The organism is Rhodococcus sp. P4_F5 (assembly GCF_056401315.1).
Window position 1 is genome coordinate 42,937 of sequence record NZ_JBFUJP010000004.1, and the last position, 21,049, is coordinate 63,985.

A 21,049-nucleotide genomic window follows, 5' to 3' on the forward strand; every position below is an offset into this window, starting at 1 on the left:
AAAGGTTGCACCAACTCCCGAACGCGCTTAACATGGCGCCCATGAAGCGCATTCTCGTAGTTCACCGCCGTAGCGGGGTCTGATTCGGACCGACCCCTCGCTGCGGGTCGTTGAGCTACGCGTTGGTCCTCCCTTCTCCACCAGGAAGACCACGAAAATGAACACTCACCGCGCTTTCACCACTCACACCGGCAACACTCATTCCGGCAATGCCGCATCGGCCGACCCGTTCGCGCAGCAATTCGGCTCCCCGATGCCCCTCGAAATGCGCACCGAGGCCTCGGGCATGAGCTGGCAGACCTTCCTGAAGACCTTCTCGCCGTCCAGCGGTCCCGTCCGCTTCGGCCGCTGGTCGACCCTGAGCCTCGGCGCCGGCCGCAGCGAGTTCAAGGCCACCCTCGGCCTGGGCGACGCCATCCACCAGGCCACCGCAATCGCCTGCGGTCCCGTCTCCGCGCTCACCTCGATGCTGCACGAGGCGGGCTTCCAACTCGAGATCCTGGACTTCCACCAGCAGGGCCTGGCGGACGGCCGCACCGCGACCTTCCTGCTGTGCGAGCACGCCGGGCGCCGGCACTGGGCATTCGGGATCGGCGACAACGCCACCGGTTCCTCGGTCCAGGCGATGATCGCGGGCGCCAACCTGCTGCACGGCTGAAACCGGTTGGGCTCAGGGCATCTCGACGGTCTGCGCCCGCTCGATCTCCGCGACCGCGCGGCGCAGGTAGCCGGACGCCGGAGCCTGCGCCGCGCCGAGCAGGTCCGCCAGCACCAGCAGCGCGTGCCGCACCAACCCGAACCGGTCCGCGCCGCCGAACTCCTCGTCCGGGTCCGACAGCCCGAGCGAACCGGTCAGGACGGCCACCAGCAGTGGGACCTGCAGATCGGGCACCCAGACGGCTGCCGCACGCGCGCAGCGTTCGAGAACGGCCTGGACGGCCTCCCCGGTGAGGCCGTCCGGGTGCAGGTCCTCGAGAAGTTCACGGACCATCGCGGAGTGCACCGCCCGCACCTGCTCGAGGTCGACGGCGCGCAGGCGCTCGCTCGCCTCGACGAATACCTCGAGGTCGGCGGCACGCGCCGCGGTCACCGCGTCGTCGGTGGCGGACGCGATGTCGCGGACCGCGCGCGGCCAGTCGGCGGGCCACATCGGTCGATCTCCTCCTTGCCTGGGCGCGCCGAAACTCGTTTCAGTTCACGATAATTCGGCCCGCATCAGAAATACGTTGTAGTCGGACCAGGTCGACAACATGAAGTACAGTTCGCCGTCCGTGGACCAGGGGTGGATGAATCCACCGTACAACTCCGGGTACCTGTCCACTCCGACCAGCGGCGTCGACTCCGACCACGACCCCTGCGGCGCCGCGGACTCCCGCAACGTGATCGAGGTCTTCGCGGTGTCGAGGTACGTCATCTGCCACCGGTCCCGGCCCGCGTCGTACCGGACCGACAGTTCGCCCGCCGGGCCGCTCAGGATCGGGGTGGCCGAGGCCGCACCACCGACCGCGGTCCAGGTCCCGGAACTCCAGTACTGGTACGCCGACTTGTTCAGCACCTGGTCCTCCGGCACCCGCGCGAGTCCGATCTCGCCGAGCCGGGTGTTGGGGGTGCCGAACATGTACACGTAGCCACCCTGCGGCACCATCGCGGTCACCTGGAACCGGGCCAGGCCGAAAATGTTGTCCCACTGGGCATACGGATCCTTGGTCCAGGTCTGACCGCCGTCGTCGGAATAGGCGATGCCGCCGTGGTTGGTGAACATCGTGCCCGGGATGCTGTTCCAGGTACGGATCGACATGTAGCTCAGGTACTGCCGGGAGCCGAGCGCGAATCCCGATGTGGGGATCGTGGTGATCTCCACGTTGTCGAGCTTGCGACTGCCCAGGATCTCCGCGGCGTGGCACCGACTGTCCTGCACCATCTCGTCGAAACTCATTCCGTTCGAGAGGTTTCGGTCGGTGCTGAAGGCAAGGACATTGCTGCGCCAGTCCTGGCCCTGCCCGCCCGGCGGGTGGAAGTCGCGGCCGACGGTGTCCCCGAAGGCCACCGCGATCTTGCCCGGCTCGCTCTCCCACATGATGCCGAGGTCGGTGCCGTCGACCTGCCAGCGCTTGTCGGTGCGGTTGACCGAACTCGCGCCGGTCTCCTTGGCGACCATCGTGACCGCACCCACCCGGGGTGCGGCGAGCGGTGGTGCGAGCGGCGCGTTCTCGGTGACCGGGTGGGCAGGCACCGGCGGGTCCGGCAACGGGCCGTTGCCCGAACCCTGAACTGGAATGCCGAAGTTGAACGGGGTGAAGTTGGCACTGATCTGCGGCAGGCCGAGCGTGCTGGACAACCCGGTCGCGGGCGGCAGTGGCACGTTCGTCAGGTCGGGGCAGGGGTCGGCACACGGGTCCGCCGGCAGCGGCGGGGCGTCGATCCGTACGGTCGGCGTCTCCGGCGCCGGGAACGGCACCTCGATGATCCGTGGATAGGGGATCGGCACCTCGAGCCGTTCCGGTATCAACGACGCGTGGGTGGCGGGCGGATCGGTCGAGCACGGACCGCTGCCCGGTAGCCCGTCGATGCTGCGATCCGGGCCCCCTGGTTCTGCTGAGGCGGCCTGGCCCCCGACGACACCGACGCCCGAGGCCAGGACTAGGACTGCGGCCACTGCGAAAATCCTGCGCATAGAACCTCCTTGGGTGTCAGGATGCACCATCGGGGGCCCGCAACCGCGGAAGACGATCGACGTTTCTCGGTCGCGCCCCTAAGCTGGCTGGCCGAACGCGAAACGAGGTGTGAGGCAGTGCCCGGACAGTTCCTGCGTCCCGTCGGCCCCTTCGAGTCGGGTCCGCCCAGCCACGCACTGACAGTGGACATGCCCGAACTGGAGCGATTCGGCCTCGCGCAGCTGTGGCGGGCGCTCGTGGTCGCCGCGGTCATCACTGCCTGCGTGCTGTTCGCACTCGGGACGAAGCCCTTCACCCGCCGCGGGATGAGCTGGGCCGACGCCGCATCCGAGGGCGTCGTCGACGCCTTCGAGGCGCTGGGTCCCACCTTCGTCAAGCTCGGCCAGCTGATGGCGTCGTCGCCGGGTGTCTTTCCGGCACCGCTCGCGAACGCCTGCCTGCGCTGCCTCGACGACGTGCCGCCGGTCTCCGCCCGGGCCGCGAGGTCGGTGATCGAGTCGGACCTCGGCCGTCCCGTCGAGGCCCTGTTCACCGAGTTCGACGACACCCCGCTCGCGGCGGCGTCGGTGGCCCAGGTGCACGCCTGCGTGCTACCCGACGGCCGGCAGGCGGTGATCAAGGTGCAACGACCGGGCATCTACCACCGGATGCTGGTGGACCTGCGGACCGCGTACTGGGGCGCCCGGCTGCTGGAGCGGTTCAGCGAGTTCTTCCGCATCGCAAACGCCACCGCCATCGTCCGGGACCTGCACCGCGCCACCATGACCGAACTGAACAGCGCGGTCGAGGCGGACCGGCAGACCCGCTTCCGGACGGCCCTGTGGTCGTTCGGTGACAACCATGGGGTGACCGCGCCGGAGGTGTACTGGGAGTACTGCGGCCCGCACGTGATCTGCATGGAACGCATGCACGGCACGCCGCTCGACCGGATCGACCCCGGCGAACGCCCCGACAGCCAGATGCTGATCCGGCGCGGCGTCAAGGCCTGGATCGAGGCGATCACCGTGCACGGCCCGTTCCACGGCGACGTGCATGCGGGCAACCTGTGGGTCCTCGACGACGGTCGCATCGCGATGCTGGACTTCGGCATCGTGGGCGAGCTGCCCGAGTCGTGGCGGGGCGTCCTGAAGGACATGTTCTACGCGACGCTGCTCGACGGCGACTTCTCCCGGGTCGCCCGAGGACTGCGCGGCCTCGGCTTCACCACCGACCTCGAGGCCAGCGACGAGGAGATCGGCCAGCAGGTGGGGGCGGTGCTGGCGCCGGTGTTTGCGAACGACCTCGGCGAACTCAAGCTCAGCTCGCTGATCATGGCGCTGGTGCAGATCGGCAAGCTGTGGGGCGTCGCGAGCCCGGAGGAGCTGGTGCTGTTCGGCAAGCAGCTCGGCTACTTCGAGCGGTACGCGACCCGGCTGGCGCCGGGCTGGGTGATGGGACGCGACCTGTACCTGTTCCGGAACGTCTTCCCGGAGGCCGTGCAGGCCCGGACCGCCGCTCTCGGGATCACGCTGCCGGAGGACTGAGAAGCCGCCCGGCGGGGCGCACACTGGTCTGGTGACGGTCTCCCTCCGGCGACGCCTGGCGCCGCTCCCCCGCGCGGCGTGGCGGTACGTGCGGCGCGCGCCCGGCACCTTCGTCTGGCTGGGCATCCTGCTGGCCACCTCGATCGTCGTCCACCGACTCTCGCCCGGCGCCGAACGCCACGTCCTCGGCAGCCGCTCGACCAACCTGCACCACCTGCAGGAGGATCCGCTGCGGGTGCTGGTCACCAGCGCATTCTGGCTCGCGGGCGGGGGCTGGCCGCTCTACTTCGTCGTCTACAACCTCTTCCACGTGCCCGCCGAGCGCTGGCTGGGCACGCTGCGCTGGCTGGCCGTGGTGGTGATCGCACACGTCGGCGCCACCTACCTCAGCGAAGGCGTCCTCTACTGGGCGATCCAACACGGTCACGCCCCGGAATCCGCCGCCTTCACCCTCGACGTCGGCGTCAGCTACGGGCTGGCCGGCGTCGTCGCCGTGTTGACCTACCGGATCGCGAAGCCGTGGCGGTACCTGTACCTGGCGGGTGTATTGGTCTTCTTCGGTGTGCCGCTGCTGAGTTCGCCCAACTTCACCGACGTCGGGCACTTCACCGCAGTGTTGATCGGTCTCGCCTGCCAGCCGCTCGTGCGGGGACGGCCCGGGGTGTGGGACCCGGTCGCAGCGGCCAGGTCCCTGCGGCGCCGAGCGAACCGGCCGACCTCGGCTGCCGTGTGTCAGTCGACGGACAGTTCGGTCACCGAATAGGGCGGCAGCTCGAGCACTCCCGATCGCTGACGTCCCGCACTCCTCGGACCGTCGGAGGCCGCTGTGGCCGCCTCGGTTGTCGCGACGGTCGCGGTCTTGGCCGTGCTGCGTGCACCACACATCCCCGCGGCGTTGGGCGCCGGCGGCATCGGGCTCACCGACCCGACCCTGACCGGTGTCAACGGCACATCGCGAGCGCCGCCGCCTCAATCTGCTCTTCGGAGACCAGCACCAGGCGTGCGGCGGCGCCCAGGGGGACGAAGCTGTCCTCGCTCGTGACCCGCGCGATCCGGCCGTCGAAGCCGCGGTCGACGAGCGCCGCGACGACCCCCTCCGAGACGCCGCCCGACCGCCGCGTCTCGTCGACCACCAGGACCCGCCCGGTCGCGCGCGCCTCCCGGAGCAGGTCCGCCACCGGCAGCGGTGCGAGCCAGCGCAGATCGAACACCCGCGCGTCGAGGCCCCGCTTCCGCAGCCGCTGGGCGACCCGCAGGCTCATCCGGAGCCCGTTGCCGAAGGTCACGATGGTCATATCCGGTCCGTCCCCGTAGGTGCGCCCGCTCCCGATCGGGACGTGGGTGGCCGCCCAGCGGTCCGGCCCCGCGTACGGAGCCAGCCAGCCGTCGTCCCCGGGTTCGTGCAGGTCCCGCTCGTGGTACAGCGCGATCGGTTCCAGGAAGACACACACCGCGCCCCCGGTTTTCGCGGCGGCGACACAGGTGCGGAGCATCGCGGCGGCGTCGTCGGGTCGTCCCGGTGAGGCCACCACGATTCCCGGGATGTCGCGGACCACCGCGACCGCGTCGTCGTTGTGGAAGTGTCCGCCGAAGCCCTTCTGGTAGCCGTACGCGGCAACCCGCACCACCATCGGGTTCCGATACCTGCCGTCCGAGAAGAATGCCAATGTCGCTGCCTCGCCCCGGATCTGGTCCTCGGCATTGTGCAGGTAGGCCAGGTACTGGATCTCCGTGATCGGGAGCAGGCCGCTGAGCCCCGCCCCCGCCGCCAGGCCCAGGATCGCCTGTTCGTCCAGGACTGTGTCGAAGACGCGCGCGGCGCCGAACCGGGCCGCGAGGCCACGGGTCACCCCGTAGACGCCGCCCTTGCGGCCGACGTCCTCCCCGAACACCAACGCCTCCCGGCAGTGCGCCAGGATGTCCCCGAGCGTGCGGTTGATCGCCTGCGCCACCGTGAGCGATGCCGCAGGCTCGACCAATTCCTCTGCACCGCTGGATGATCGACGGACAGAGTCGACCGCGGCGGCCACCGCGGCGGGATCCGGCGGCGCCAGCGGGGCCGTCACCGCGGCGGCGGTGAGGAGCCTCGGCTCCCCCGCCACCTCGTCCGCGAGCGCCCTGACCCTGCTCCGCATCAGCCGGTACCGGTCGAGCACCTCCGCCGGGGTCAGCAGCCCCGACTCCACCAGCAGCCTCGCGGCCGCCGACAGGGGGTCGCGGCGCTCGTCGGCGCCGATCTCGGCGGGTGTCCGGTACGCCGACTCCACGTCGGACCCCGCGTGCCCCATCAGCCGCACCGTCCGCAGGTGCAGGAACACCGGGCGACGCCGCCCCCGGACCCGGCCGGCCGCGTAGCGGGCCGCGTCGAACGTCCCGGCGAGGTCGGCCCCGTCCACCGCGAGGTACTCGAGGCCGGCCCGCCCCGAGTAGGCGGCCTCGATCCACCCCGGCGGCGTCGGCACGCTGATCCCGAGGCCGTTGTCCTCGCACACCAGCAGCAGCGGCATCGGCAGGCCCCGGAACGCCGTGTTCGCCGCGGTGTTGATCGCACCGACGGCGGTGGAGTGGTTGGCGGAGGCATCCCCGAAACTGCACACGACCACCGAGTCCACGGGCCACCTCGGCACGACCCCGAGCCGGGGCACCCGCCCCAGGGCAAACGCCACTCCCACCGCGCGCGGCAGATGCGAGGCGACCGTGGAGGTCTGGGGGATCACCGCCAGGTCCTCGCGACCGAAGACCTTGTGCCTGCCGCCCGAGATCGGGTCGGCCGCGGCCGCCACCACCCCGAGGAGCACGTCCCGCAGCGCGTCGTGCAGCCCGGCCTCGCCACCGACCTGCCGCGCCCGTTCCAGGAAGAACGCTCCCGAACGGTAGTGCAGCAGTGCGGGATCCGTGGGCCGCAGCGCCCCGGCCACCGCTGCGTTCGACTCGTGGCCGGCCGAGCCGATGGTGTAGTAGCCCTGGCCCCGCGCCCGCAGCTCACGCGCGGCCAGGTCCAGGTGCCGGCTGCCCAACTGGGCGTCGAACAGCTCGAGGCACCGGGCCGCGGTGAGCGCCGAACCCTCACGCACGGGTGCCGTCGGGGCGGGCGAGCGACCAGGGGTCGGGCTCACCATCGCCCCGACGGTCTCGACGAACTGCTCGTCGATCGATTCGGCCATGCGAACCGTCCTGCCCTCGTGGGGATTACGCGCAGTTCGAGCCTAGGCGGCCGACGGCCGGTGCGTGCGCCGTAGCCCTGTCGGGGTCGGTCGCACGCACCGGCGGCGCCGCAGCGGTCAGCCGACGGCGGCGGGGTCCATCCACATGACCTCCCAGACGTGCCCATCCAGGTCCTGGAACGCGCGGCCGTACATGAAGCCCTGGTCCTGCGCCTCCATCCAGGCCGAGCCACCGGCACCGATGGCGGTGTCGACGAGCGAGTCGACCTCCTCGCGGCTGTCCGCGGAGATGCACAGCAGGGCCTCACGGGCCTTCGAGGTGTCGCAGATGTCGTCGGCGATGAAGTCGCGGAACCGCGACTCCTGCAGCAGCATGACGGTGGTCAGGTCGTTGATCACCATCGAGGCACAGTTCTCGTCGCTGAAGGTCTCGTTGAACCCGAAACCGAGTCCGTCGAAGAACTTCCGGGTCGCGTCGATGTTCTTCACCGGCATGTTCACGAAAAGCATTCGGGACATTGTGGGGCTCCTTCGTATGGGGTCCGACGGTTCACATCCTCATCCGTGAGGACGTTCGCAGGTACAGACCCACGCCGCAACGCGAACTCATCGGTCCGCTGGTCAGTGGACTCCCGGCCAACGAGAGCACCGCCCCGGACCCGATGGCCGACTGGTTCACTTCCACCTCGACAGAGCCGACGCCACACCGGGGTCGGCTCGCGGCGGACGAACAGGTGGAGAGAMTTCAGATGGGCAAGCTGGACGGAAAGATCGCGCTGATCACCGGGGCAGGGCAGGGCGTCGGCCAGGGCGTCGCGTTCGCGCTGGCCAAGGAGGGTGCGGCAATCGCAGTGGTCGGGCGCACCGCGCCGAAGCTGATCGAGACGTGCGAGAGCATCCGCGGGTTCGGCGCGCGAGCCGAGCCGATCGTCGCCGACATCGCCGATGCCGGCCAGATCACCGCGGCCGTCGACGCGGCCGTCGCGCTGTTCGGCGGCATCGACATCCTGGTCAACAACGCCAGCCTCAACCCGCTCGGCCCCGTCCTCGACCTCGACCCCGACGCGCTCGCGGCCGGGCTGAACTCGGGACCGGTCGCGACGCTGCGGACCATGCAGGCCTGCTACCCGCACATGAAGGCTCGCGGGGGCGGCGCGGTGGTCAACATGGTCAGCTCGGTCGCGGTGCGCTGGGACGCGAGCACCTACGGCGGCTACGCGGCGGTCAAGGAGGGGGTGMGCGCCCTGACCCGCGCCGCGGCCTGCGAGTGGGGAGTGGACGGCATCCGGGTCAACGCGGTCGCCCCGCACGCGCAGACGCCCGCACTGCAGCGATGGGCCGACGCCCGCCCCGACGAGGCGGCGGCGTTCGTCGCCAGCATCCCGATGCGCCGGATCGGCGACGCCGAGACCGACATCGGCCAGGCCGTCGCGTTCCTGGTCGGCCCGGACGCCGGCTACCTCACCGGCGCGACCATCCCGCTGGACGGCGGGCAGTCCCGCTGGGGCTGACCGTCCCTCCGTCCGACTCAGCCTCGCTGGAGCCGGGCCTGCAGGTGGTGGGTCATCGGCGTCTCGGCATGCGACATCCACATGTCATAGGTGAGGACGTCGCCGACCACCTCTAGACGGCGTCGGATCCCGTGCACGGGCTTGGCGTCCGGCGACGCGCTCAGGGTCAGCTGCGTCAGCTCCAGCACCCCGTCGCGCACCTCGCCGCGGTGCAGCTCGACGAACCCGGTGGGCTGGCTGACCAGCAACTCGACGTCCTCGCCCGCCGCGCGGCGCAGGTAGCCGTTCTCGGTGTGCATCGGACGCTCGCGGCCCGGCGACCAGGTCCGCGAGCGGTACCCGAGGAACGGCTTGCCGGGTGTCGCGGTGAACTCGATCTCCTCCTCGTAGGAGAAGTCGTCGATGGTCGGGTAGTGCCCGTCCCCGCCGCCGACCCAGTGCCCGGCAAACGGCGCCAGCGAACCGAGCGGGTCCGGGGGCGTCGGGCGGTCCTCGGCGTCGGTCATTTCAAGTCCCTCCGGTGCCCGGTTTTCGCGATTGTGCTGTCCGCGACCACGGTAGTGGACTGCGTCGCGTGCAGTCGCCGGGATCTCGCCCGCTAGCCTGTCCCGGTGACTCCTCTACACGACGAAACCGAATCCGGGGCGAAAATGGCAAGAATTCGTAGCTCGGCGTTTCTCGAGAAGACCACGACCGCTGCCGAGGCCGTCCGGCACATTCACGCCGGCGACACCGTCGCCATCAGCGGTTTCGCCAGCGCAGGCACCCCCAAGGTGATCATCCCGGCGCTCGCCGAGCGGATTCACCACGCCCGCGGGGCCGGCGAGAACTTCACCATCAACCTGCTCACCGGGGCGTCGGTCTCCACGGAGACCGAACGCACGCTCGCGGAGATCGACGGCATCGCGCTCCGCATGCCGTACCAGTCCGAGGCCACCGCCCGCCGCAAGATCAACGAGGGCCGGATGGACTACGTCGACATCCATCTCTCGCACGTGGCCCAGCAGGTGTGGGAGGGCTACTACGGCACCGTGGACGTCGCGGTCGTCGAGGTGGCCGGCGTGACCGAGGCCGGCGAGCTGATCCCGTCCGCCTCCGTCGGCAACAACAAGACCTGGCTCGACGTCGCCAAGAAGGTGATCCTCGAGGTCAACTCCTGGGTGCCGGACGCCATGACCGGCATCCACGACATCTACTACGGCACCGCGCTGCCGCCGAACCGGACCCCGCTGGAGATCACCAGCGCCGCGGACCGGATCGGCCAGACCACATTCCGGGTGGACCCGGACAAGGTGGTCGCGGTGGTGGAGACCAACTGCCCCGACAGCGCCAGCCCGCTGACCGAACCGGACGCGGTGAGCATCGCGATCGCCGGGCACGTACTCGACTTCTTCGACCGCGAGGTGAAGGCCGGGCGTCTGCCGGCCGACTCGCTGCTGCCGCTGCAGGCGGGCATCGGCAACGTCGCCAACGCGGTGCTCGGCGGACTCGACCGGGGTGGCTACCGCGACCTGACCTGCTACTCCGAGGTCATCCAGGACTCCATGCTGCGGCTGATCAAGGACGGCGCCGTCGCGCACGCCTCGGCCACGTCCCTGGCCCTGTCGGAGAAGGGTCTCGAGGAGTTCACCTCGAATGTCGACTTCTACCGCAACCACATCACGCTGCGGCCGCAGGAGATCAGCAACCACCCCGAGGTGGTCCGGCGACTCGGCATCATCGCGATGAACGGGATGCTCGAGGCCGACATCTACGGCAACGTCAACTCGACGCACGTGATGGGCACCAAGATCATGAACGGCATCGGCGGGTCCGGGGACTTCACCCGCAACGGCTACGTGTCGATGTTCCTGAGCCCGTCGACCGCACGCGGCGGCGCGATCTCCTCGATCGTCCCGATGGTCCCGCACGTCGACCACACCGAGCACGACACCCAGGTCATCGTCACCGAGCAGGGTCTGGCGGACCTGCGCGGGCTGTCCCCGCGGCGCCGGGCGCGCGCCGTCATCGACAACTGCGCGCACCCGGAGTTCCGGCCGCTGCTGCACGACTACCTGGCCCGCGCCGACGCGCAGCCCGGCGCGGGACACACCCCGCATCTGCTCGGCGAGGCGTTCTCGTTCCACCAGCGGTACCTGGCGACGGGGTCCATGCAGCGCTGACGCGGTCAGGCGTGCAGCTTCGCCAACGGTGACGGGAAGCGCGGCAGCACCCGGACGCCCGTGAGCCAGGCGGACAGCCGCTCGGCCTCCTCGTCCAGGGCCCGGCGCGCCTCGGAGCCGACGTCGTCGAGGAGGTGGACCACCACCTGTCCGTCCTCGTCCTGCCACCAGCCGCCGACGATCCGGCCGTCCCACCACGCGGTCGGGCCGGCGTTACCGGCGGTGTCGAACAGCAGATCCCGGTGCGGTCCGAGGTACCAGTCCCGGTCCCGCCAGCCCATCGTGGTGGGATCCAGCGCGGGCAGCAGGGCCGCCCACGGCGCGACTGGCGCCACCGGATCCTGGTCGTCGGCGAGCAGGTAGCCGGTCTGACCGTCCAGGTCGACCGTGACGACGTCCAGCACGGAGAGCGCCTTCCGGACGATGGTCGCCGTCGACCCGAGCCACCACTTGATGTCGGCCTCGGTACCGGGACCGAAGGCACGCAGCCAGGCCGTGACCAGCCAGGCAGCACCGTCGGCGGCCGACCGACGTTCGATCGGTGCGCCGAGCCAGGATTCGGCTGTCGCCCACCGGTTCCGCGACAACCGCCAGTGCCCGTCGTTGGTGGCACGCACGATCCGACCCTCCGCCGACAGGACGGTCAGCACCCGCGGGCCCACCGACACCTGCCCGCCCCAGCTGCGGCCCTCGCCGTAGGTCATCGACCCGCGCAGCAGCGGGATCTCCTCGCGCAGTTCGGCGTACGCCGTCGGGTCGACGTCGGCGAGGGCGCCGAGCACCGCGTCGCCGGCCGCGTCCAGCCAGGCCGCGCCGTCCGTGAACAGGCCCGCCTTCTCCACCTCGCGGACCAGTCGGCGCCGTTCCGCGTCTGCGACCCGGTCGCTGGCGCCGGCCTGAACGTACGGGAGCGACTCGCGCGGGAACACGAACAGGGTGCGGCGCATCGCGAGGTGCTTGACCAGTGTGCGGTCCGCATACAGCGCCCGGTCGAGGTCCTCGACCGCCATGCCGCCGACCCGCGCCCGGGCCGACAGGTAGATGGTCGCCGGGTCCGTACCGTGTAGGCAGACAAGGCTTCTCGCCGCCTCCGTGACGTTCTCGGCGCGGGCCTCCGGGGCCAGGCGGTGGCGGTGGGCCAGGCGGGCGCGGCGCTCGGCGTCGGCGATTCGGATCTGCACCCGCCCATTCTGCACCGCGCCGTTCGGGCACGGGGCGCCACGCGGGCGCAGTCGGTCGCGCAGCTGAGCGCCTCGCCAGTTCAGACGACCTCCGGCAGCACCGGAGGGAATCGCCACAGCATTCGACCCTTCTCGGTGAGCGTGGTGTGCTCGTTCACCCGGATCATCAAGTCTCCGTCGCGGTCTTCCCGCGGGCGCAGGGCAAATCCACCGTGGACCGCAAGCCCTGGGATCCCGGGAATTGCGGCGTCGAATTCCAGAACCGCGCTCCCCTCCAGCAGTCGCTGATTGGTCCACTCCTGGGTGTCGCGTCTTGGGCGTCGATGACATKAGGCTGTCGTCGATGCTCGATCGGCCCGCCGGTGGGTGCCTGGACCAGACCGGGGCGCCGCCGTGCGGTGAATCGCACCACCCTGTGCCCCACGACACCCCCCGCTAGATACCCCCATGGGTATCATTGGGTGCACACGACCGAAAGGACCCTCATGTGCCAACCCACCCCCTGCCCGAACTGCGGAAAGACCACCTGGAAGGGCTGCGGTAACCACGTCGACGACGTCATGCGGCACGTCCCCGCAGCCCGCCGCTGCACCTGCGAGCGCCCGACCTCGTCCGGCGGCTTCCTGCGCAACCTGTTCGGCCGCTGAACCGCACCTGCGGATAATCTCTAGCCATGCCCGAGACACACTCCGCACCGGCGACGGCTCGGCGGCTCGACCCCGCGGCCCGCCGGGCGCAGATCATCGAGTGCGCGGCAAAGCTTTTCGAGGAGAGGCCGTACTCGGACGTGTCTACCACCGAGATCGCGGCGGCGGCCGGGGTGGGACGCCCACTGGTCAACCACTACTTCAGGAACAAGCGCGAGCTGTACCTCGAGGTGGTCCGCCGTTTCGTGTTCGTCCCGGCGATCGCGATCGAACGAATCCCAGAGTCCGCCACCGTTTTCCAGCGGATCGAGGCGGCGATCGACCGATGGCTGGACGTCGCCGAGCGGCACCGGGACATGCGGATGTCGACGGTGATGTCGGAGGACATGACTCGCGACCCGGAACTCGAGCAAATCCTCCGAGAGGCCGATGACGTGGCCGCGACCCGGATGATGGACGCCATCGGTCTCGAACCCGAGGCACGGCACCGCGAGGCCGTCCGCGCCGTGGTGGTGTCCTACGGCGGCCTGGCCAAGTCGGCCAGCCGGCAGTGGCTCGACGCCGGCACACTGACCCGCACCCAGGTCCGTGACCTGTTGGTCCACACCATGTCGACGATCGTCCGAGACGTCCTGCCGCCGATCGAACAGTCCTGATCCCCGCACCGACATTATCCGCGCAGTCCCGGTCCGGCGTGGACGTTGCTCAGCATCGAGGGGTGATCCCCAGCAGCGGGGCGAGCCGAGTGGCAATCGGGTTGAGGTTCAAGGATTCCGCGGCCTTCTTCCCGCTGACCGATCCCGATGCGGTGCACCGGGTGGACTCGGCGATCATCGCCGGCAGCCTCGCGAGCCCGGATGCGATCGACGGCGTGACCTCGTTCTTCGAGCGGCGCGATCCCCAGTTTCCCGGCAAGGTGTCGACCGACGTGCCGGACGTCGACTGGGGATAGCGCTCGGCCTCGTAGTTCAGTCGTTGCCGAGCCGCCGGGCGAGTCGCTCACGCACCATGGGCCAGTCCTCGGCGATCACCGAGAACATCACGGTGTCGCGGACGGTGCCGTCCGGACGGCGGAAGTGCCGACGCAAGGTTCCCTCGTACTGGGCGCCAAGCCGGTAAATCGCTTGCTGTGAACGGTGATTACGGGTGTCGGTCTTCAGCTGCACCCGTCCCACGCCGAGGGTGTCGAAGGCGTACCCAAGCAGAAGGAGCTTTGTCTCGGGGTTGACGGCGGTTGCCCACACGGCAGGGGCGTAGAGGGTGTAGCCGATCTCCAGGCGCGCGTCATACGTCGCCACGTCGAGGAACGAGGTCATTCCGACGACGGCGCCCGCCGGTACGTCGCCCACGGCGTGTCGTGTCCGCACCGTCCACGGCTGCCATTCGGGCTGGGCGCACCGTGCACCCAGGATCTCCTCGAGATCCGCCGGATCTGCGGGCCGGCCGGGCACGTGCGCCCACACGTCGGCGCGGTCGAGGGCATGGAAGAGGTCGTGCGCGTCGGCGGCCGGGTCGACCGGAGTCAGGCGCACGGCGTCGCCGACCAGTTCCGTGCCCGCGGGTACCGGCCAGACCATCTGCGGCCACGCGCGATCGGACGGGCGGACGTCCTCGACCGGCTCGAAACGGGCAACCTCCGCGATCTGATGCGTCATGGCGGACATCTTCTCATCCAGCGCTTCTCCGCGCTCACACATTCTTCACCAGGCGAAACATCATTGTGATCGAATGTGCGTGCGAGTAGAATTTGATGTATGAAACTCGACGCCATGCTCACCGACCCCGCCGGGGTCGAGGCATGGCGACTCGACGAAACCGAACTCGCAGCCACCGTCCCGGAACTGTCGGAGAAGATCCTCGAACTCGAAGCCCTCCGCGTCCGACTGGTCCACGAGGCCGACCATCCCCCGCAAGCGGGAGGTGCCCCCAGCTGCCTCCCCAACCACCTCGGTGCCGCCGACACCGCGTCCTGGCTCGCCGACGCCACCCACATGACCGCCGGGCAGGCGAGCAAGATCGTCCGACTCGGCCGCGAACTACCGCTGCACCCGCGTATGGCCGCCGCATTGGACGCGGGCCGGATCGAACTCGGGCACGTGCAGGTGATCGTCAACTTCCTCGCCAGACTCGAAAAACTCACCATCGACCAGCCGGCCGAGCCGGTGGAGACCGACTGGGCCCACCCCGACCCCGAAAGCGGCCGACCCGACGACTGCCAGGCCTACCTCCTCATCGCCGCGCACCTCGAGAACGCCACCGGGGTGCGCCGACGAGCCCGAGCGTTGGAACTCCTCCTGCAACTCGACGGGACCGTGCCACCCGACGGGGAAAACCCCGAACTCAACGAGTTCTTCGCCAGCACAACGCTCGGCGGTCGGGTGCACGTGAAAGGCACCTTCGACGCCGAGACCGGCGAAGCCCTCCAGACCGCCCTCTCCGGGCTGTCGAAGCCGCACCCGAGCACCGACGACGACGGCCACCCGACACCCGACGACCGCTCCGCCGCCAAACGCCGCGCCGACGCCCTCGAACAGATAATCCGCGGCCACCTCGACAACGCACGCGGACCGATGGAGGGCGGCGAACGACCCCACGTCACGGTGACCATCGACGTCGACGCACTGAAGGACGCGGTCGCCGCGACGGCGCCGACACCCGCGACCGGGGCCTGGTCCGGAAACGACTGGGACTACCACTCCGACAACGCAACCGGACCCGTCGGCGAGCACGAGGGTTGCACCAACCCCGCCGGTTTCAGGCCACCCCGCCGGTACCGCCGCGGTCGTCACGCCAGCATGCCCTGGGCCGGTCCGATCTCCGCCACCATCGCGGCCCGCATCTCCTGCGACGCCCAGGTAACCCCGATCTTCGTCGACCGGGACGGCAACCCCCTCGACGTCGGCCGAACCACCCGCATCATCTCCCCGAAACTACGGAAAGCCCTCGTGGCGCGGGACTGCGGCTGCGCCTTCCCCGGCTGCGGACGCCCCGCCGCCTGGACCGATGCCCACCCTCCCCTAAGCACTTCGGGCAGGGGGGGACCCCAAGGTTCACCCCACCCGCCTGGGTGGACCCGTCGCGAAGACCCCGGCCGGCCCACAACCGGCGCGCGATCCACGGGGCCTGACCCACACGCAATGACCTGAACACTCACCCACAACCAGACCGGTTGTGGCCGAGACACACTCGGCCGCAACCGGTCTGCGACACGTGGGGAGTAGCGGCGACCTCAGCGGTCGCGCATCTCCCGCAACAGGTCGATCACCGGGCGTTCCTTCGCGCCCGCAGCGTCCTGCAGGACGACAACCGCGACACCGTGCGCCCGGTCCAGGACAATCGTTCCGGAGAAACCGCCGGTCCCACCGGAGTGCATCGTGTAGTCGACACCGTCCCGTGAGAACACTGCCCACGCATAGCCCCGGCGCAGCGTCGGACCGTCCTGCCAACGAGGCTGCAGCGCAGCCATTCCCGGCGCCTGATCACGCAGCAGCGCCTGGGCGTAGGTGGTCATGTCCGTGATGGTCGACCTCGCGCCGCCGCCGGGAGCGTACGCGCCGATCGCCCACGGATCCTGCGGGCGGCCCCACTCGTCGACACCGACGCTGACCGTCGCCGGAAGGTCAGCCGCGGTGGCCGGGATCCAGGTGCTGCCCATGCCGAGCGGATCGGTGATCCGGTCACGGACCAGGCTGGCGTAGTCCGTACCGGCCGCGGAGGCCAGCGCCTGCCCCAACAGGGCCATGCCCAGGGTCGAGTACCTGAACGTCCCCCGACCGGTCAGCGGCGCGACCCGTGCCTGCTGGATCAACTGCTCCCGATCGAAGGTGAAGGGGTTGTCGCCGAACAGCTTCCACATCACACCACCGGCCAGCATCTCCGGCGTGATCGCGAACTCGAGCAGGCCCGACCGATGCCCGGCCAGTTCTTCGAGCGTCGCGTCTGCGACCTGCGTGCCCTGCACCGGCAGGAAGTCCCCGAGCCGGGAGTCCGGCCGCACCTCACCGCGGTCGACCGCCACAGCCAGCAGTGCGCCGGTGAAAGTCTTGGTCATCGAACCGATTTCATACTCGCCGGCGTCGTGAGCACCGAGATGAGCCGACTGCACGCCCGTCGAATCGACGTATGCCACACTCACCGACCTGTTCGCGGGCGGCGCCAGCACCTGCGCGGCGACCCGCGCCAGCTCGGACTGGCCGTCGGCTCCGCCTACCGGAACCCCTCCCCCGGGCTCACCCGACGGCGGGCCACCGGCCGATCCACTAGGCAGGGCCAAACCTTCGGATCCGGTCGGCTGCGCCCACGACTGCGCGCCCCCTCCCACCATCACTGCAAATGCGACCAGGACGGTCGTCAATCCCCTCGACAGCGCGCGCACTCGTTCCCCCAGTTCCACGTTCGGCCAGATGCAAAATCCCGCCCAACTTACCCGGGCGTCAGTTACTGCTGCTACTGCTGCCACCGCTGTTCGACGGCATCCTGGCGCGAAGCCAGTCGACGAGGTCCGTCGCGCTACGCGTCTGCATCCAGACCCGACCCGGCCCGGTGAACTCGGTGACAATGCCCTCGCCACCGAGAATCATCGACTTCCATCCCCCGGCCTTGCGGATGCGGTACTGGACGTTCTCGTCGAACGCGACGACGTGACCGGAATCGAGCGTCATCGTCTCGCCGTCGCTGAGCATCACCGACCGGATGGCGCCGTAGCTGGACAGCAGGATCTCGCCGTTTCCGCTGCAGCGCAACAGAACGAGACCGGCACCGCTGAAGAAGCCCTTGCTGCCACCCCATTTCGAGTCGACGTCGACGGTCGCGTCGGATGCGAGCCAGCAGCCGGACTGAACGAGTAGCGCCGTCGCCTCGTCGATGGTGGTCTCCACCAGGTCGCCGGGCAGCGCGCCGGCGACGCCCACGACACCACCGTGATCACTGCTGAAGTCGTTGACGAAGAAGCTCGATCCGCCCAGGGATCGGCGGAGGCCCTTCAGGAAGCCACCCCGAGTCGACGTGGTGATCGAGATGTCTCCTCGCATCATCGCCATCGCCCCGGCCTCGACCCGGACCGATCCACCAGCGGGAACACTGATTTCGGCGAATGCGAACGCGGGCCCACAACTGATTTCTGTCTTCATGACTTCCTCTCTACGACAACGACTGGGCGCGGTGTGGTCACCGTACCGGCGACGCAGTCCCCTTGCCGGGCAGCGAGAAGCAGGTCTGGCAGAAGTCCGAACCGAACGAGGTCAGATGAACGCTGCGGCGCACGACCTTCGCGGACCGGCCCGCCTTCTTCACGGCCTCGACGATCGCCGGCTGCACCTCCACCACCTGGTAGCGGTCCAGGTCGACGGCGTCGCGGGAGAAGGCGACCAGGCCCAGCCGGTGCAGGTTGTGCAGGTAGGCGTGGGTGCGGTCCAGGTGACGGCACCCGGCCAGTTCCCCGATCATCGACAGGCCCTCGCCGACCATCTCCGACCCGACACCGAACGGCCGGCCCGTGCGAATGTCGACGCTCGGCTGCGGACCGGACGTCGCGAGCAGCCGCAGGACACGCGCCTCGTCGGGTGCCAACTGGTCGAGGATCCGGTCGTACGCCGGGTGCAGGTCGTCGCTGTCACGCACGTCTGCCGACCGCTCGAGCAACTGGTCGCCCCGGGCCCGCAACTCGGCCAGCCCGTCGGCCGTGGTCTTACGCGGCGTGGTGCGGCTCGCCGACCCGGCTCGGCTCGGTGTCCGGACCCGACGCTGCGAACGCACAGGCTCCAGGCGCGGCTCCTGGCGCTCGAGTGGCTGCCTGGCGCCCTCCTTCGCGGCCTCGGCGGCCTCGGAAGCGGCCTGGACAATCTGCCGGGTGGCGACGGCGGCGGTGCCGGCCACCCAACCCGTGAGGCGCAGCGACGTGACCGCGGTCGCCGTGGTGAGCCCGATCAGGCTGCGGATCAGTCGTTCCTCGACCGGGACGGACCTCGCCGGCTCGAGGACCTCACCCTCGTGGACCTCGCCGTCCTCGAACTCTGCGTCGGCGAACTCTGCGTCGGCGAACTCTGCGTCGGCGAACTCTGCGTCCGCGAACCCACCCACCTCGACCTCACCGTCGTGGACATCCAGGACGCCGATCTCGGATCCCCCGGAACCGGCCCAGGAGTCGGCGTCCACGGCTGCCTCGCGCCCGTCGGACCCGTGGTCGATCCGGAACACGTCCGGTGCGGGGGCGTCGTAGCCGTCGGTGCGGCCGTACTGGTGTTCGCTCGTGCTCATCTCATACTCCGAAGATCGCCAGGTGGAGGAAGCCGGCCAGCGACCCGAGCACGGCACCGTGCACGAACAGCAGCCATTCGTCCTGTTTGACCGCCGAACGCAGCAGCTCGCTGAAGTCGTCGGGCGAGAGCTTGTTCATCTGCGCGGTGACGAACACCCGGATCTTCTCCGACTGGGCCGCCGCGAAGTCGGGGTCCGCGTACACCAGCGGCACGAAGTCGAGGACCTCCGTGGCGGCCCTGGAAGGGATCCGCTCGTAGGTCCGTGTCCCCACCGTCATCCGCACCACCGAGCGGGCCCAGCCGACCGCCTGGTCCACCGACTCCCCCAGCACCTGGTCCAGCATCATCCGGGTCCGGTCCGACCGCGGCCCCTCGAGCAGTTCGGTGCCGATGTTCTCCAGGGTGATGACGTGATCCGCCAGGGTCTTGGCGTACCCGCCGATGATCTCGGTGCGGCGCTTGAGGAACAGCCCCTGCCGCCACGGCACCCACCTGTTGGGCTGGATCGGCTCGAAGATCATCATGATGCCGAGGTAGTTGACGATGTAGCCGATGATCACGCCGCCGATCGGCAACACCCACCAGAACGGCAGGAAGTACAGCACCGCGACCAGCACGAAACCCATCGGGAAGCCGAAGTAGAAACCGAAGTTCTGCATGAACCGCAGTTCCTTGTTGCCCATGGTCCGGAAGATGTCGTTGAGCAGCCGCGGGTTGTTCGACAGGTACCGGATCACCATCAGCTTCGCGTCGATGAAGTAGTCGATGTCCTCTTCGATGCGGGCGGTGATCGTCCGGACGCTGTCCGGCAGGTCCGCCTCCACCTTCCGGAAGACGGCCTCCTTCACCGGGCTCGGCAGGTTGTGCCACAGCTGCGGGTTCTCACTGGTCATGATCCTGGTGACCACCCCCCGCACCTCGGCGCGGGAGATGGTCACCAGATGCTCGGCGATCGTGTCGGGATCCAGGACCCGGTAGAAGTCGGCAATGCTGCCGACCTTCGCCAGCGACTTGTCCACCGCGATCGAGGCCATCTTCTCGGCCCGCGAGGGCACGATGCCCTGCCAACCGAAGCGGCCGTCGCTGGTGATCGCCGGGATCACCTGGACGCGACGCGGCAGCAGCGGGAACAACAGCTTGAGACCCGGTACGCGGAAACCGTGGAACCGCACCGGCGCGAACAGCATCAGGACGCCGGTCCAGTTCGTGATGTAGCCGATGATGCCGGTGAACAGCGGAATCGTGATCAGCTGCTCCAGCAGGTGGTCCGGCACCGGCGTACCTCCTCCTCATCCCCGTCCCGGCATCAGCCCGAGACTGCCGAGGCCACCGCCTCTCTGTTACCGGCGGGCACATGTACCCCTCGGTGGTCGCGTCAGCATAGAGGGCGGCGATCTCGGCGGCGCACTTCGCCGCGATCGGCTTGCGGCGCAGCTTCATGGTGAGGGTCAGTTCGTCGCCGCCGGGTTCCCAGAACGTCGGCAGGATGCGGAACCGCTAATCCGCTCCGGACGGGACAGTTGCGTGTTGCCGGCGGCGGCGGCGGACCAGCAGGCGGGCCTGACCGAGCGATACCTCTACGAGAGTTTCGACTCCCGGGACGAACTGCTCATCGCGGTCCTGGACCGGGTGGCGCCGGGTGCCCGCGACACAGAGCTCGCGGCGCTGACCACGGCGCCCGAGGACCAGGCCGGGCTGGTGCGGCACGTGGTGAAGGCCTTCACCGGGTACATCGCGAAGGACCGTCGACGCGGGCGGGTGATGCTCGTCGAGTCGCAGGCCGCACCCGGATTGACCGAACACGGCCGCAAGCTCATTGCGGAGTTCACCGCGCCCACCTCGACCGCACGCGAATCTGTTTCACCCTGCACGAAACCCTGTTTCGTCTTGCGCTGAAATGCGTTTCGCCCCACCGGTCATGAAACCGAT

General features: G+C 69.5%; 21 protein-coding genes. 10 read left to right on the plus strand and 11 right to left on the minus strand.

Annotation, left to right across the window (positions count from 1 at the left end):
- Positions 1 to 157 precede the first annotated feature (157 nt).
- A complete protein-coding gene (locus AC1DU4_RS03780; RefSeq protein WP_477837752.1) occupies positions 158 to 658 on the plus strand; it encodes an alpha-isopropylmalate synthase regulatory domain-containing protein in 501 nt (166 codons plus the stop codon).
- A 12-nt stretch (positions 659 to 670) separates the two neighbouring features.
- On the opposite strand, the gene AC1DU4_RS03785 is transcribed toward AC1DU4_RS03780, so the two are convergent.
- Positions 671 to 1,150 (minus strand): hypothetical protein, encoded by a 480-nt coding sequence (locus AC1DU4_RS03785; RefSeq protein WP_477837753.1) that lies wholly within the window; start codon positions 1,148 to 1,150, stop codon positions 671 to 673.
- 45 nt (positions 1,151 to 1,195) lie between these two features.
- Positions 1,196 to 2,674, minus strand: a complete 1,479-nt coding sequence (locus AC1DU4_RS03790) for a DUF4185 domain-containing protein (RefSeq protein WP_477837754.1) — start codon at positions 2,672 to 2,674, stop codon at positions 1,196 to 1,198.
- Between the two features lie 189 nt (positions 2,675 to 2,863).
- Here AC1DU4_RS03790 and AC1DU4_RS03795 point away from each other — a divergent pair, with 189 nt between their 5' ends.
- Both AC1DU4_RS03795 and AC1DU4_RS03800 read left to right on the plus strand, forming a co-directional pair.
- Positions 2,864 to 4,198, plus strand: coding sequence for an ABC1 kinase family protein (locus AC1DU4_RS03795; RefSeq protein ID WP_477837832.1), 1,335 nt, complete (start codon positions 2,864 to 2,866; stop codon positions 4,196 to 4,198).
- Positions 4,199 to 4,229: 31 nt separating this feature from the next.
- Positions 4,230 to 4,961, plus strand: coding sequence for a rhomboid-like protein (locus AC1DU4_RS03800; protein ID WP_477837755.1), 732 nt, complete (start codon positions 4,230 to 4,232; stop codon positions 4,959 to 4,961).
- Between the two features lie 178 nt (positions 4,962 to 5,139).
- Here the strand turns inward: AC1DU4_RS03800 and AC1DU4_RS03805 are convergent, their stop codons facing one another.
- Positions 5,140 to 7,362: a thiamine pyrophosphate-dependent enzyme gene (locus AC1DU4_RS03805; protein WP_477837756.1), complete on the minus strand. Its 2,223-nt coding sequence runs from the start codon at positions 7,360 to 7,362 to the stop codon at positions 5,140 to 5,142.
- 117 nt (positions 7,363 to 7,479) lie between these two features.
- Positions 7,480 to 7,881 (minus strand): VOC family protein, encoded by a 402-nt coding sequence (locus AC1DU4_RS03810; RefSeq protein WP_477837757.1) that lies wholly within the window; start codon positions 7,879 to 7,881, stop codon positions 7,480 to 7,482.
- 230 nt (positions 7,882 to 8,111) lie between these two features.
- Here AC1DU4_RS03810 and AC1DU4_RS03815 point away from each other — a divergent pair, with 230 nt between their 5' ends.
- Positions 8,112 to 8,873 carry an SDR family NAD(P)-dependent oxidoreductase gene (locus AC1DU4_RS03815; RefSeq protein ID WP_477837758.1) on the plus strand — a complete coding sequence of 254 codons (762 nt, stop codon included), beginning with the start codon at positions 8,112 to 8,114 and terminating at the stop codon, positions 8,871 to 8,873.
- Between the two features lie 17 nt (positions 8,874 to 8,890).
- On the opposite strand, the gene AC1DU4_RS03820 is transcribed toward AC1DU4_RS03815, so the two are convergent.
- Entirely contained in the window at positions 8,891 to 9,379 is a 489-nt protein-coding gene (locus AC1DU4_RS03820; RefSeq protein ID WP_477837759.1) for a heme-binding beta-barrel domain-containing protein, read from the minus strand.
- A gap of 144 nt (positions 9,380 to 9,523) precedes the next feature.
- Here AC1DU4_RS03820 and AC1DU4_RS03825 point away from each other — a divergent pair, with 144 nt between their 5' ends.
- Positions 9,524 to 11,035, plus strand: coding sequence for an acetyl-CoA hydrolase/transferase family protein (locus AC1DU4_RS03825; protein WP_477837760.1), 1,512 nt, complete (start codon positions 9,524 to 9,526; stop codon positions 11,033 to 11,035).
- Positions 11,036 to 11,040: 5 nt separating this feature from the next.
- Here the strand turns inward: AC1DU4_RS03825 and AC1DU4_RS03830 are convergent, their stop codons facing one another.
- Positions 11,041 to 12,216: a winged helix DNA-binding domain-containing protein gene (locus tag AC1DU4_RS03830; RefSeq protein ID WP_477837761.1), complete on the minus strand. Its 1,176-nt coding sequence runs from the start codon at positions 12,214 to 12,216 to the stop codon at positions 11,041 to 11,043.
- A gap of 485 nt (positions 12,217 to 12,701) precedes the next feature.
- On the opposite strand from AC1DU4_RS03830, the gene AC1DU4_RS03835 reads away from it, so the two are divergent.
- From AC1DU4_RS03835 to AC1DU4_RS03845, 3 genes are all read left to right on the plus strand, one after another.
- The gene (locus AC1DU4_RS03835; protein ID WP_477837762.1) at positions 12,702 to 12,863 is read left to right on the plus strand and encodes a hypothetical protein; all 162 of its coding nucleotides are present in this window, start codon (positions 12,702 to 12,704) and stop codon (positions 12,861 to 12,863) included.
- Positions 12,864 to 12,889: 26 nt separating this feature from the next.
- Positions 12,890 to 13,519 carry a TetR/AcrR family transcriptional regulator gene (locus AC1DU4_RS03840; RefSeq protein ID WP_477837763.1) on the plus strand — a complete coding sequence of 210 codons (630 nt, stop codon included), beginning with the start codon at positions 12,890 to 12,892 and terminating at the stop codon, positions 13,517 to 13,519.
- Between the two features lie 62 nt (positions 13,520 to 13,581).
- A complete protein-coding gene (locus AC1DU4_RS03845) occupies positions 13,582 to 13,815 on the plus strand; it encodes a hypothetical protein (protein WP_477837764.1) in 234 nt (77 codons plus the stop codon).
- Positions 13,816 to 13,831: 16 nt separating this feature from the next.
- Here the strand turns inward: AC1DU4_RS03845 and AC1DU4_RS03850 are convergent, their stop codons facing one another.
- Positions 13,832 to 14,518: a GNAT family N-acetyltransferase gene (locus tag AC1DU4_RS03850; protein WP_477837765.1), complete on the minus strand. Its 687-nt coding sequence runs from the start codon at positions 14,516 to 14,518 to the stop codon at positions 13,832 to 13,834.
- A gap of 99 nt (positions 14,519 to 14,617) precedes the next feature.
- On the opposite strand from AC1DU4_RS03850, the gene AC1DU4_RS03855 reads away from it, so the two are divergent.
- Entirely contained in the window at positions 14,618 to 16,009 is a 1,392-nt protein-coding gene (locus AC1DU4_RS03855; RefSeq protein WP_477837766.1) for a DUF222 domain-containing protein, read from the plus strand.
- A gap of 83 nt (positions 16,010 to 16,092) precedes the next feature.
- On the opposite strand, the gene AC1DU4_RS03860 is transcribed toward AC1DU4_RS03855, so the two are convergent.
- The 4 genes from AC1DU4_RS03860 to AC1DU4_RS03875 all read right to left on the minus strand — a co-directional run bounded on the left by AC1DU4_RS03860 (position 16,093) and on the right by AC1DU4_RS03875 (position 20,394).
- Positions 16,093 to 17,187, minus strand: coding sequence for a serine hydrolase domain-containing protein (locus AC1DU4_RS03860; protein ID WP_477837833.1), 1,095 nt, complete (start codon positions 17,185 to 17,187; stop codon positions 16,093 to 16,095).
- A 109-nt stretch (positions 17,188 to 17,296) separates the two neighbouring features.
- Positions 17,297 to 17,992 carry a TIGR00266 family protein gene (locus AC1DU4_RS03865; protein WP_477837767.1) on the minus strand — a complete coding sequence of 232 codons (696 nt, stop codon included), beginning with the start codon at positions 17,990 to 17,992 and terminating at the stop codon, positions 17,297 to 17,299.
- Between the two features lie 37 nt (positions 17,993 to 18,029).
- Positions 18,030 to 19,118, minus strand: a complete 1,089-nt coding sequence (locus AC1DU4_RS03870; protein WP_477837768.1) for an Abi-alpha family protein — start codon at positions 19,116 to 19,118, stop codon at positions 18,030 to 18,032.
- Between the two features lies 1 nt (position 19,119).
- On the minus strand, positions 19,120 to 20,394 hold the full coding sequence (locus AC1DU4_RS03875; RefSeq protein WP_072846792.1) for a DUF445 domain-containing protein: 1,275 nt from the start codon (positions 20,392 to 20,394) through the stop codon (positions 19,120 to 19,122).
- A 250-nt stretch (positions 20,395 to 20,644) separates the two neighbouring features.
- Between AC1DU4_RS03875 and AC1DU4_RS03880 the strand changes: the two genes are divergently transcribed.
- The gene (locus AC1DU4_RS03880; RefSeq protein WP_477837838.1) at positions 20,645 to 21,016 is read left to right on the plus strand and encodes a TetR/AcrR family transcriptional regulator; all 372 of its coding nucleotides are present in this window, start codon (positions 20,645 to 20,647) and stop codon (positions 21,014 to 21,016) included.
- Positions 21,017 to 21,049: the final 33 nt, after the last annotated feature.